Below are 12746 nucleotides of genomic sequence, written 5' to 3'. Positions count from 1 at the left end.
TTCGGCCCGACTAGCTGAGTGAATGCTCAGTGAGGAGGTGCCGAGATGACGACACTGGAAGATGTGACGAAGAAGAGGGCCGAGCCCTCTGCGGAAGCTGCGGCGGCTGCGGAGTTGGTCAGGTAGGCGAAGGAGCAGGGTCTGTCGCTGACCGGGCCGGACGGTTTGCTCAAGCAGTTCACCAAAACCGTTCTGGAAACCGCGTTGAACGAGGAGAATGACCGAGCACCTCGGGCACGACAAGAACCAAGCCCCGCCGGAACGTGGCTCGACGAATATTCGCAACGGGACTCGGTCGAAAACGGTGTTGACCGAGGCCAGCGGCCACGTTCCGATCGAGGTCCCTCGTGATCGGGAAGGAACGATCGAGCCGCAGATCGTCAAGAAACGCCAGCGTCGATTGAACGGGGTCGATGAGATCGTGTTGTCGTTGCATGCCAAAGGGTTAACGACTGGTGAGATCAGTTCGCATTTCGCTGAAATCTACGGCGCCTCGGTCTCGAAAGAGACCATCTCGCGGATCACCGACAAGGTCCTCAAGGAGATGCAGGACTGGTCTGCCCGACCGCTCGACGAAGTCTACGCTGCGATTTTCGTCGATGCGATCGTCGTCAAAGTCAGGGACGGGCACCGCGACGTGCTCGGTTTGTGGGCGGGAACCGGCGGTGAGGGCGCGAAATTCTGGATGTCCGTGCTGACGGATATCCGAAATCGGGGCACCCGGGACGTGTTCTTCCTGGTCTGCGACGGATTGAAAGGTCTACCGGAGGTCGTCGAGAATGTGTGGCCGGCGACCACGGTGCAAACGTGTGTAATCCATTTGATCCGCAATACGTTTCGGTTGTCGTCACGGCAGCATTAAGATGCGCTCAAACATGATCTCAAGCCGATCTACACTGCCCCGACCGAGGCCGCCGCGAGTGCAGCGTTCGAGGATCTCGCTGACCGTTGGGGCAAGCAGTATCCGGCGATCATCCGATTGTGGAACAACGCCTGACAGGAGTTCATCCCGTTCCTGGACTACGACACCGAGATACGGCGAGTGCTGTGCTCTACCAATGCGATTGAGTCTTTTAGTGCCCGATACCGGCAGGCTGTCAAGGCTCGTAGGCATTTTCCCACCGAAGCTGCCGCACTGAAATGCCTCTACCTGGTGACGCGTTCACTGGACCCGACAGGCAAGGGCCAGGCACGATGAATAACGAGGTGGAAGCCTGCGCTGAACGCGTTTGCGATCACGTTCGCCGATCGTTGGCCCGGATCGGAAACTTACTGTTGGAAAACCGCCGAAACACCGTTACCGAGATAGACCCCGACTGTTCGCAGTTGATCGAGTATGGATCCTTAACGACGTTACTTTCCAACGTGTTACGTGGGCCGAAGGGCAAAGTTGTTTCGGATGTCGCTGTTTGCTATGTGCCGGCGTGTTGGCGGTGGTGTGATGCGCTCCAGGCGGCGCCGAGGGAGAAGTGGCTGACGACGCCGTAGTGGTTCATCGCGTCGGCGACTCGGCGGCGCCCGGTTCGGGTGGTCATTCCGAGTGCGGTTGATGCTGATTCCATCGTCATGCCGGAGTTCATCAGGTGCAAAATGGGGTCCCAGGGGTTTTCCCATGGCTGGTCGTGCGCGGTGACGGGTATTGCTTCCTCCCAGATGCGGTGATAGATCCAGGTCATCGTCTGCGCGAGGGTGGGGGAATCGATGGCCATGATGCTGCTTGRCCATGCTTGTCCCCAAGTGAGGGGGATTCCGATGCGGGTGTGGTCGAGTATCCAGAAGAAGCTCGGTGGGTTCGGATGCATCCGAACGTGTGAGCCTGCGTTGATTTCGTGGGCAATTTGGTTGCGTCCGAGATCGGAGTTCGCGTCGGCGGTACTGACGATCAGGCGGATGTCGTGATCGGGTACGGCGTTTTTCTCCCAGTAGGATCCGGGTTCCTGTTCGAGAAGCGCTGTGTACAGGGGTGTGGTGTCGGGCATGCATGCGTAGGAGGTGCGGGGTTTCGCTCGTGAGGCTTGCAGTTTGTACATGTCTGCGGCGGCGAATGGGCCGTGCATGACGTCGATGGGCAGACCGTGGGCATCGGTGTCGCCGTATTGCCAGGCTTGCAACAGTTTCGGCAGTGTGGCGAGAATTCCTTGGGTTGTGGTGATCGTATCGGCGAGATTGTGGGACAAGCTGGTGAGGATGTGGTGGGTGACGTCGGCGACTGCGTTGTCGGGGCGTCGGTAGGTGATGATTTCGTTTGAGAGTGAGAGGAATCCGAGTTCTTCGAGTCGTTGAACCTGTTGTTCGGTTGTTTCGGGTGACGCACCCACTGCGGCGGCGAGTTCGGCGACAGACTCGATCCGGCCGCGTAATGCCGTATTGAGAAACTCTGCGAGTTCGGCGGTCCGGTTCATGCGGGTCCCTTCGTCCGGTGTTCGTCAGGTATCTCGTGCGAGTAGTGCGGATTTCGGATTCCGCACTGTCGTTCAGCGTGCAGTTCGGCTTACTTCGTGTCGTGAACTCACATCCCTCGATGTGGCTGACGATGATCGTACGGGGCCAATCGCCCGACAGGCGCAGGGTCGGTACCGGATGTGCAGCTTGACGGGAGATCGACGTAACCGGCTCAGGTGCTCGATTCGTGCACAATTCGCGCAGGACGTTTGATCCTTGTTCTCCGCCAGGCGGAGGCGCACTGACATCGCATCGCCGATGGCACCGTCACGTTGTTGAATGGGGCAAAACTGGGAGAATATGGCGTGACCAGTCCGATGCCGTCGTACAAAGGCCACCGTTACCCGGTCGAGATCATCAACCACTGCGTGTGGTTGTACTCTCGGTTCCCACTCAGTTTCCGTGAGGCCGAGGAACTTATGCTCGAACGCGGTGTCGTGGTCAGTTACGAGACGGTCCGGCGGTGATGCGCCAAATTCGGGCCGGCCTACACCAACGAGCTTCGCCGGCGGCGCCTACAACCCGGTGACAAGTGGCACCTCGACGAGGGCTTCATTCGGATCAATGGTCGGCAACATTATTGTGGCGTGCTGTCGATCAGGACTGCGACGTGCTCGATGTGCTAGTTCAGTCACACCGAAACGCGTTGGCGGCCAAACGGTTCTTCCGTAGGCTGCTCAAAGGTGTGGAGTATGCGCTGCGGGTGATCGTCACCGACAAGATCGGCAGCTACCAGGTGGCGCACCGCGAGATGCAGGGAACGGTCGAGCATTGCCAGTCGAAGTATTTGAACAAGCGAGCCGAGAACTCGCACCAACCGACCCGACAACGCGAACGTGCGATGAAACGCTTCAACTCACTTGGGCACGCGCAACGGTTGCTGTCCGCGTTCAGCAGCATCTCGCCACATTTCCGGCGGCGCCGACACCTGCTAACCGCCGCCGAATGGCGTTCCGAGATGGCCGACCGATTCGCAGCCTGGCGGGAGACCACCGCGACATATTCCGCCGCCTGAAGGTGAACGGCCCGGCGGTGTCCGGTATCAATCTGCCCCAAACTAGATGTGCCGCTATATTTTTGGATCAAAGCGACAGCGCCACCGTACGGGAGTGCGGGTGGTGCGGATTGCCCTCGGTGGTTCGCTCGTCCAACTCGCGGCGCGAGGCCTTCAGATAACCGGAGGTGATCAGCTGACGCTTACCGTCCTGGGCGTAATCACATAGGTGCAGAATGAAATTCAAATCACTCTGGTCGATCTCCGCGAAGGGGTCCGCGGCTCCGGCGCCGATCATCTCCGTGGACTCCTCTAAAACCGTTGTGCCCCAAGCCAGGATTTCGACGTTGCCAGTCACGGCGAGGGCGGCCTGGTAGAAGCCGTCAGAGTCGGCGCACTCGACGCCCATGGGCTCCGGTTCGGTAGCGAGTTTGTGACGCGGGCGCAGGTACAGCGATTTGTAATCGATAGCCATTGGTGACCAATGGTTTCCGGCGGCCAGTTCGTGTGAGCCTTTGACGAAGACGCTCACGGCCGATCGTCTATGACAAGTTGCCCGGCGCGATAGACCGAATAGGCGCGGGCCCAGTTGGTTCCGGACGAGCGGGTACTCCAACTTCGCGGGCGGCTGCACGGATGCTCCATTCACGGCCTCCAATTCCATGAAGCGGCGGCGCTTGGCGGAGTGTAGGCGCCGGCCCTGCCCCCCTTAACACGACAAGACGAGACGAGACGATGACAACATAACCCCAGAATCTCAGGCCTGTTGCAACGATCGATTAAGACCACCGGGTCGGGACTGGACTAGCTTTCGACCCTCGCTCACACTCAGGCATAGATCGAGATTCGATTCGGCCGTCCACCTCTACCTGACCATCAGCCGCCTATGAACCGCAACCGATCCCCGCAACGATCGGTGCATCGGGGCGAGCGGCCAGATTCGGCCACTTACGGCCCCAGTAAAGGAATGTCCTATAGTGGCCACCCGAAAATCCCACTTCTCTGACGAATCGCCCTATACCTTCCGGTAGTGGTCGCCTTTCGCGACTGCTCTTCGTATCCCGACACGGGGCGTAGACAATTGGAAGGCAAGTACCTGTGACTGTTCTCGAGCGATTGCACCCACCCCCACGTCGGTACAGATCCGCCGCAGCATTCAGCGTCGGCACGCTTGCGGTTGTCATGACCTTCAGTGGTGCGGTCGGGACCGCATCCGCGGATACCGTTACCGCTGTCTGTCCCGATCAAGTCCACTGCACGGAAACCTTCACCTTCACGGGCTCACTCCAGAATTGGGTGGCGCCCGCCAATGTGACTGTGGCGACGGTGAGTGTGTTCGGCGCCGAAGGCGGATGGACGCCGGACGGCGTACCAGGCGGCCACGGCGCCCATGTGTCCGCCACCGCGCCCGTGGTCGCCGGCCAGACATACCCGGTACAGGTCGGCGGCACTCCGACGGACATATACCAGGGGGGCTATGGTGGCGGCGGCCGCCCCGGCGGGTGCCGTCACGCCGACGCTTCTGTCGGCGGCGGCGGCGCGTCACAGTTCGGCACCGTACAGCCGAACGGTGTTGCGCTGATCGCCGGCGGCGGGGGCGGTGGTGGCGGCCATGGATACGGGTCCCACGCTGGAGACGGTGGCAGTGGCGGTGCGAGCGGCGCCGCCGGCGGCCACGGAGAGAATATCAGCGGCATGTTCAAGGACTCGAAGGGCGGCACCGGCGGCGGCGCCGGCGCTACAGCGGCCGACGGAACCGGCCACGCCGGCGGCCCCGGCCACGGCGGCGACGGCGAAGACCCTGGCTACCCCGGCTCGTCGGGAACACTGGGAGCGGGAGGCAACGGAGCTGCGGCAAATTACAACAACTGCGAGGGCGGCGGCGGCGGCGGCGGTGGCGGCGGCTACTACGGTGGCGGCGGTGGCGGCGGCGGCGGCGCCAGCTACAACGGAACCCACGCCAAGACACTGGGCTCTGGCGGTGGGGGCGGTGGCGGCGGGTCCAACTACGTCTCACCTTCTGCAACGAGCATCGAAGTCACCGACGGAGTGGCCGCAGGAAACGGCCAGGTTGTCATCACCTACATCAAGCCAGCCGAGCAGACCATCACGTTCACCTCCACCCCACCGACAGACGCATCTTTTCAAGGCGAGCACTATTCACCACGAGCAACCACCACTTCCACTCTGACGGTCGGCTTCTCAGCGTCCGGGGCATGCACAGCCAGCAGCGATCCGCACTACCTCCCCTATGTGGAGTTCACCAGTGCCGGCACCTGCACAATCACTGCGACCCAACCCGGCGACGAGTTCACCCTGCCCGCTCCACCACAAGTCCAGAGCTTCCCCGTCGAACGTGCCGAACAGCGCATCATAATTACCTCCCGCCCGGACAGTCCGTCAAGGGTGGGATACACCTACGGCCTCGCTGCGATCGGCGGAGACAACATCGCTTTCGGTGCAACCGGACCGTGTAGCATCGTCGGCCGATTCGTCACGTCCACAGGCATCGGCACCTGCACCGTGACCGCCGATCTGGCGGGCACTGCGACCTACAAACCCGCGCCGCAGGTCACCCAGACCATCACCATCGAACAGGGCAACCAGACCATCATGTTCACCTCCACTCCGCCGACCAACCCACTTCTCGGGGACACCTACACCCCTACCGCGTGGGGAGCGCCGTCCAATGTGCCAGTCACGTTCGGCGCCACCGGGAGCTGCGCGATCAGCACAGCCGGGGTTGTCACCTTCACAAGTACAGGTGAATGCATCGTCGCCGCGAATCAGGCCGCTGCACTCGGTTGGAACGCGGCCCCGCAGGAAACCCAAACCATCAATGTCACAGAGACGCCTGCCCACATCATCACCAGGGTGTGCGGAAATTACGTCTCCAACCCCACCCCCGAGAGCTATACCAATTGCTCCGGTAAGGAATTGACCGGTACGAACCTCGAAGGTGTGAACCTGACCGGCGCCAATCTAACCGGCACAAGTCTCGAGAACGCGAACCTGACCGGCGCCAATCTAACCGGCACAAATCTTGAGAACGCGAACCTGACCGGCACAAATCTAACCGGCACAAATCTCGAGGGCGCGAACCTGACCGGCACCTCAGCGCTTCCGAACAACATCACCGTGATCGCCGAATCCGCAGACGGCGCTCGTGCCACCTGGACCGACCCCGCCATGCCCCTAGGTTTGATCTTCGGCACCTGCACACCCACCTCCGGGACAGTCTTTCCTGTCGGCACAACCATCGTGACATGCGCCGTCACCAGCGTGACTGGGGACACCCCGACAACAGGCATCGGTACCTTCACCGTCACCACCGAACCGGCCATCGCCCCACCTATCATCGGATCCCTCGGATCGCTGGGACCAATCTTCGGCAGCTGACCATCCGCACATCCCGTCCCTGAACAGCCGGCCGTGCTCCCATCATGATTGGAGGCACGGCCAATTTTCCTGTTCGACCACTCTCGATGGACATCGACACCGAGGGGGTTGCCCTGCACCCCGCCATTTCCTCGAGCACCTTGTCGGTAATCCGAGAAATGGTCTCTAGGAATAGCCTTTTGGACACCGACACGCCATAGATATTGGCGAAGCGAGCACTGCTCTCACCGGTCGTCAATCCTTTCGCATACCAGCGGAACTCGAATCGCTCTGCTCAACTCGGTACATAGCAGGATTCGACCGCGAACTCGTCGAACGTATCGAACAACTCGACGAGACCGATCAACGCGTGTTCGCGCACTGGTGCGTGCATCGCGCCTTCGACCGCCCCTGAATCTCCCACATCGCCTGGATCGCCAAGGGATTGGGGTCTATCTCTTTAACGGTGTTTCGGTCGGTCTCCATCAGTAAGTTTCCGATCCCGGCCAACGATCGGCGAACGTGATCGCAAACGCGTTCAGAGCAGGCTTCCACCGCATGATCCATCGTGCCTGACCCTTGCCTGTCGGGTGAAGCGAACGCGTCACCAAAAAGAGGCACTTGAGCGCAGCAGCCTCGATAGGAAAATGACCACGCGCCTTCACCGCCCTACGGTACCGCGCATTGAGGGGCTCGATTGCGTTGGTAGAGCCGAGAACTCGCCGTATCTCAATGTCGTGATCGAGGAACGGGATGAATTCCTGCCGGGCATTGGTCCACAGTCGGATGATCGCCGGATATCTCTCGCCCCAATGCTCGGCGAGATCGTCCAGCGCCGCATGAGCGGCCGCCTCGGTCGGGGCGGTGTAGATCGGCTTGAGATCGTGTTTGAGCGCACACCAGTGCTGGCGACCCGAGAGCCGAAAAGTGTTTCAGATCAAGTGCACGATGCAGGTTTGGACCGTGGCGGCCGGCCACACGTTCTCTACGCCCTCCGGCAGGCCTTTCAATCCGTCGCAGACCAGGAAGAACACGTCCCGGGTGCCCCGATTTCGAATGTCTGTGAGCACGGACATTCAGAATTTGGCGCCCTCGCCGCCCGTTCCGGCCCACAATCCGAGCACGTCGCGGTGTCCGTCGAGATTGACGCCGATCGCGGCGTAGATCGGCCGGTTCGCGACCTGCACGTCTCGAACTTTGACGACGATTGCGTCGATGAAGATCGCTGCGTACACCTCGTCGAGCGGTCGGGCGGACCAGTCCTGCATCTCGTCGATCACTTTGTCGGTGATCCGCGAGATGGTTTCTTTCGAGACCGAGGCGCCGTAGATTTCAGCGAGGTGGGCGGAGATCGCCAAGTCACTCGGAAGATCCCCGTCCACGATTGCACGCGAGATCGCCCGCAACGGCGGACGGATCGCTAACGGGGCAAGCAAGAGTCGGAAACCGCCTCCTTGCGGAATCGTAAATGCCGATGCCGGATCAACCAGTGCATCAAAGTGAGTACAGTTCCCGACTCGATTCGCCTTGGGCCGAAATCCCTTGCAGAACTGCATGTTTAAGTCGACCTCGTTCACGCTTCTGTGTGGGTGTGATCCCGGTTCAGCCACTTGTGATAGTTGCGGAGCACGAAATACAGCACGACAGCGACCGCACCGGCGACAAGGACGGCGACAACGCGTTGTGCTCCGAGATCGACCACTCTCGACGATCCGGTTAACGAAGCCATGAGAATCACCGTCGGTGTGAGCAACGAGATGTAGAGCAGCCGTTTGTCATCCTCGAGGTAGGCGAGCGTCAGTATCGCGCAGACGAGAAGCAGTACCACCACGAGCGGCGTCGGGAGAAACGACGCCAATGCCGTGACGGCGATAGCGCCGATCGCAGTCCCGAGGATGCGTTCACTGATCTGTCCGGGGTGCTCGTGTGGATCTGGAACGAAGATCAGGCAGAATGCAAGCAATGCCCAGGTCACTCTGGGTAGGTCGAGCAGATCCATCAGACCGACAATCAAAACGCAGCCGAGTGCGAGCAGAATGCCGTATTCGAATGCTTGCCGTGCAGGCAACGCGTGCCGGGTAGGGGTCAGACGGGCAATGTATGCCGCCGCAACGACGAGCAGGGAACCGAGCAAGGTCCCCGCCGCGGCTTGCCACGGCGAGGAGCCCGGCTCGAACCCACTGAACACTACGAAGTTCACCGGTGACCCCGAGATCGCGGCCACGCTGCCACTCGCGAACGCGCCCTGCACGAGGCACACGCCGATCAGCACGACCAGGATCAACCACCTGTCGCTGCCGGCCATCTGGACGCCCAGGAAACTCACCGCGCTGGCCCATAGTGCGGCGAGCAGTTGCTGGCGTCGGGACAGCCGACGAATCGCTGGAACCAGAAACATCATCCCGAGGTAGGCAGCATTTGCGAAATGGGGTCCGCCGACGAACGCAATGCTGCCTATCACGATCACCGCTGTCAGGACGAGACCGGCAGCCGTCATCACCGATTTGCGTGAAACACCGAACGCTTGAACGTCAACCATCTCACTCCTGTGCCGCCGGGTACGGCCCGGTTCGAGAAGTTGCTTACTGCAATAGAAATACACTGGTTAGTGACGATCAATCGTTGCAACACTGGTCTATTGATAGACCAATGGCGTGCGACTGTGCTGCCTGCCGCCCGGCCAGCTCGCCAATATGACAGTGCCTCGGTCACGAACAGTGCCAGCGAGGGTGGCCACCTGCGTGGGCGGCCATCCTCCCTGCGAACGGCTGACTTCGATCAGGCCGCCAGGGTCAGGAATTGCATCGCTGCTGTCTTCTCGAATCGGCGGGAGACRTTGCCGGCGAGCCCTCCTTCGAGGGATGTATCTCCCATCAGGTCGAGTTTGCCCGCAGGCGCACCCTCATTGAAGTTCAACTTGTCCAGGTCCACCCAGACGACATTGGGTCGCGTGGTCGAGTCGAAGACGTACCGCTTGTTGGTCAAGTCTGCCACCGTCTGCCAGATCGTTTGCGATGCATAGGGTTTGTCCGGGTCAGGGATGCGGAAAGGTTGCGCCGCATTGCGGATGACACTGAAGATCCCTGCGACGGCCTCGATTTCACTCTTGGGTTGGGGCAGTCGGCCTACGTAGTATGCGGCGCGGGCGAACCGGTCGGCTGCGAGTGTGGTGCCAGGCAGAGGCGTAGTGCCCCCGAAGCCGTCGACCTCTTTGAGAAGTTCGATCTGCTTGTCGTAGGCCGGGGAATTTGTCATCACGAGGTGTTCGCGGCTGTGCCAGACGGTGGCCTTGCCATCCAAGTATTCGATGATCGCCGAATCACCGGTCGCATCGTCCAATGCAAGATGAACTGCAGGCACTTCGCCGGTCGCGGGATCGCCCAGTGGGACAACCTGAACGTCGACCTCGCTGATCCACGCGGCGGCATCGGCAACGGTGGAGAAGTTGTCCAGGAAGTACTGCAGCCAGACCGCCATGCTCAGAGCCGGTCTCGACGTATCGTGAGTACCGTAATCCGATTCCGCTAGCCACAGAACATGACCTGCTAATCCCGCTTCGTTCATACCGTCAACCGACATCATGTCGAAAGCGCCGGCCACGACACTGCCGTATTCGGCAGTCCAACTCAGAGAACCGCCTACGCCGTCGTCGCGTTTGATCCCACGCGGAAGCGACCACAGGTTCGTACCGGTGTCCCGATGGTAATCCATATTTCGTCCGACAAGAACAGATCCGGCCGCATCAGGCCACATCACCCTGGTACACATTGATTTTGCCTTCCGTAGTTTTTCGAGAACTTCATAGTTGCCCGATGTTCAGCCCCGAGGTCCAGACCGAGATTCAGCTCCGAGACGCCCCTTCGACCACACCCGAACGAGCATTTCCTCTCAGAAGCCCTCATTGACAAAGACATTCAGAAACCCGCGTCATTCTCGGGGGAGAATGTGGTATTCGTGCAGCAGCTGTCCGATCTCGTTCTCGTCGAGCTTCTTGTCCAGTCTGCGGCGAAGTAGCTTCGGCAACGGCACGCTCTCCTCCTTCTTGTCATTGAGGAAGTAGGTTGCTTGGAGAAGTTTGCGGATGTCGTAGGTGGAGCCGAAAACTTCCGGGACTCCGCGTTCGATCCCGAGCAGGGTGTACGCGGCCTCCATCCCGGTGCGGACCGAGTACTCCGTCGTGAAGATGCAGTCGCGTGTTGTTTCCGCGAACTGGCCGAGGAAGGCGAAGTTGACAGCACCATCCGGTACAACCGCAGGCCGGTCACCGGCCTGACGGGGCATGAAAAAGGAAGTGACATAGGGCATCATCACTGGAACGGTCTTCGCCGCATTGGCCGCGAGTTCCGGGATGTCCTCGACTGGAACGCCCATGTGATAGAGCCACTCTTGGGTGATTTCCTCGCCGGTGCATTCCTGCATCGGCTTGTCGACGTAGTCACCGGGGACGTCGACGAATAGTGAGTAGACCCAGACGACGACCTGATCCTTGGGTTGTTGTTTGAAGTGCGGTTGCCGGTTTACGGTCCAGCTCATCAACCACTTCGAATCTCGTGCTGTCACGATGCCGCCGGTGACTACGCGTCCACTGAATGGGTCACGCTTGCATATCTTTTCGATGTATTCTGGGATTCGGGCATCCAACGTGGTCACTGTCGCTGATTCCCACTTGGTTTCTGCGACGTGCCCACCGAAGACGTCTGGTCGTCCGAATGCGGGGTCTTTTGTTGCTATACGACGCCACAAATCCCACGCTGGAGCGGGGCCCTCGTCGAGTTTCGCCGGCGTGTGATGGTCTCCGTTGTTCGAGTTCTCGGTGAGCGAGCCGATGGTAGTCAACACCAGGTCGCCGTCATCGAGGTCGACCCCACCCAAAACACCCTCGGATTTCCAGTGAATGCGTTTGGCCCGCTTGACTTCACCCGTGATATCGAAGTCAATGTCGGTAACTTCGGTATCGAACCGAAAATTCACTCCCCGATCGAGCAGCCACGTGTACAGCGGCAGCACGAGAGACTCGTACTGGTTGTATTTCGTGAACTTGAGGGTACTCAGGTCCGGCAGGCCTTTGATGTGATGGATGAATCGATGCAGGTACAGCTTGATTTCGAGAGCACTGTGCCATTCCTCGAACGCGAACATCGTGCGCCAGTACAGCCAGAAATTGCTTGCGAGGAAATCCTTGCCGAACACCTCGTTGATGCGCTTGTTCTCGAGTTCGCTACGCGGAGTAAGAAAGACCTTCATGATGTCCTTCTGCGCCTTCGAGTTCAGATTGAACTTGAAGTCTGTGTGCGCGTCCTCACCCTGACGTTCGGTGACGCGCTGCAGCGAATAGTTCGGGTCGTCTTTGTTGAGCCAGTAGAATTCGTCGAGCACGCTGGCGTCCTCGACCTCGATCGAGGGGACAGAGCGGAACAGATCCCAGAGACATTCGAAGTGATCTTCCATCTCGCGGCCACCGCGAATGACGAAGCCCTTCTCCGGTTCCTTGATTCCGTCGAGTGCACCGCCGGGCAATTTCAACCGCTCCAGGACGGTGATGTTGTTTCCCGCCATCCGGCCGTCGCGGATCATGAATGCTGCACCGGCAAGCGATGCAAGCCCCGATCCGACGAACCATGCAGTCTTGCCGTCCACCCCGTCAGGCTTGCGTGGCCGCGCGAACGCTTCGTAGTTTCCACTGCTGTAATACATTGTTCCCCATCTCATTTAGAGGTTTGGCGACAGGACCCTTCACCGGAGTAGATGCCAAGTTCCCCCTTGGTTTCCCCTTGTCGAGGCAGTTTTCCTTCAGTAACGCCGCAAGTGCGTGCGATTCAGCGACGCCGTGAGCCAAGACGTTGTGCGGGGCAGAAGCTGATGGTGTCGTAGATCTGGAAACGGGCGCAGCGGGGCATCGGTGGCGATCTTTCACATTGGTCCACGTCAACGG

Annotated in this window: 7 protein-coding genes and 4 pseudogenes; 4 read left to right on the top strand and 7 right to left on the bottom strand. The window is 60.1% G+C overall.

Features of this window, described 5'->3' with window-relative positions; genetic code table 11:
* Positions 1–45 precede the first annotated feature (45 nt).
* Positions 46–1309: pseudogene (locus AC1DWA_RS22815) on the top strand (IS256 family transposase).
* Positions 1310–1412: 103 nt separating this feature from the next.
* Here AC1DWA_RS22815 and AC1DWA_RS22810 read toward each other — a convergent pair.
* On the bottom strand, positions 1413–2402 hold the full coding sequence (locus AC1DWA_RS22810) for a hypothetical protein (protein ID WP_477917067.1): 990 nt from the start codon (positions 2400–2402) through the stop codon (positions 1413–1415).
* A gap of 357 nt (positions 2403–2759) precedes the next feature.
* Here AC1DWA_RS22810 and AC1DWA_RS22805 point away from each other — a divergent pair.
* Positions 2760–3457: pseudogene (locus AC1DWA_RS22805) on the top strand (IS6 family transposase).
* Between the two features lie 67 nt (positions 3458–3524).
* Here the strand turns inward: AC1DWA_RS22805 and AC1DWA_RS22800 are convergent.
* Positions 3525–3968 carry a CocE/NonD family hydrolase C-terminal non-catalytic domain-containing protein gene (locus tag AC1DWA_RS22800; protein WP_477917065.1) on the bottom strand — a complete coding sequence of 148 codons (444 nt, stop codon included), beginning with the start codon at positions 3966–3968 and terminating at the stop codon, positions 3525–3527.
* A gap of 566 nt (positions 3969–4534) precedes the next feature.
* On the opposite strand from AC1DWA_RS22800, the gene AC1DWA_RS22795 reads away from it, so the two are divergent.
* On the top strand, positions 4535–6835 hold the full coding sequence (locus AC1DWA_RS22795) for a pentapeptide repeat-containing protein (protein WP_477845952.1): 2301 nt from the start codon (positions 4535–4537) through the stop codon (positions 6833–6835).
* A 117-nt stretch (positions 6836–6952) separates the two neighbouring features.
* On the opposite strand, the pseudogene AC1DWA_RS22790 reads toward AC1DWA_RS22795, so the two are convergent.
* Together AC1DWA_RS22790 and AC1DWA_RS22785 are read right to left on the bottom strand one after the other, a co-directional pair.
* Positions 6953–7085 (bottom strand): annotated as a pseudogene (locus AC1DWA_RS22790) (transposase); the annotation flags it as partial.
* A 214-nt stretch (positions 7086–7299) separates the two neighbouring features.
* Positions 7300–8166, bottom strand: a pseudogene (locus tag AC1DWA_RS22785) (IS256 family transposase); the annotation flags it as partial.
* On the opposite strand from AC1DWA_RS22785, the gene AC1DWA_RS22780 reads away from it, so the two are divergent.
* The gene (locus AC1DWA_RS22780) at positions 8144–8317 is read left to right on the top strand and encodes a helix-turn-helix domain-containing protein (RefSeq protein ID WP_477845988.1); all 174 of its coding nucleotides are present in this window, start codon (positions 8144–8146) and stop codon (positions 8315–8317) included. The pseudogene AC1DWA_RS22785 and the gene AC1DWA_RS22780 sit on opposite strands and share 23 nt — an antisense overlap.
* A 70-nt stretch (positions 8318–8387) precedes the next feature.
* On the opposite strand, the gene AC1DWA_RS22775 is transcribed toward AC1DWA_RS22780, so the two are convergent.
* The 3 genes from AC1DWA_RS22775 to AC1DWA_RS22765 form a co-directional block, all read right to left on the bottom strand.
* Positions 8388–9353: an FUSC family protein gene (locus tag AC1DWA_RS22775; protein WP_477845951.1), complete on the bottom strand. Its 966-nt coding sequence runs from the start codon at positions 9351–9353 to the stop codon at positions 8388–8390.
* 239 nt (positions 9354–9592) lie between these two features.
* Positions 9593–10582 (bottom strand): linear amide C-N hydrolase, encoded by a 990-nt coding sequence (locus AC1DWA_RS22770; protein WP_477845950.1) that lies wholly within the window; start codon positions 10580–10582, stop codon positions 9593–9595.
* Between the two features lie 159 nt (positions 10583–10741).
* Complete coding sequence (locus AC1DWA_RS22765) at positions 10742–12508, bottom strand: oleate hydratase (protein ID WP_477845949.1); 1767 nt, start codon at positions 12506–12508, stop codon at positions 10742–10744.
* Between the last annotated feature and the right edge of the window lie 238 nt (positions 12509–12746).

This window comes from Rhodococcus sp. P4_F3_2 (genome assembly GCF_056401335.1).
Note: the sequence above shows the minus strand (reverse complement) of the source record. Positions and strands in the feature narration are given on the sequence as shown.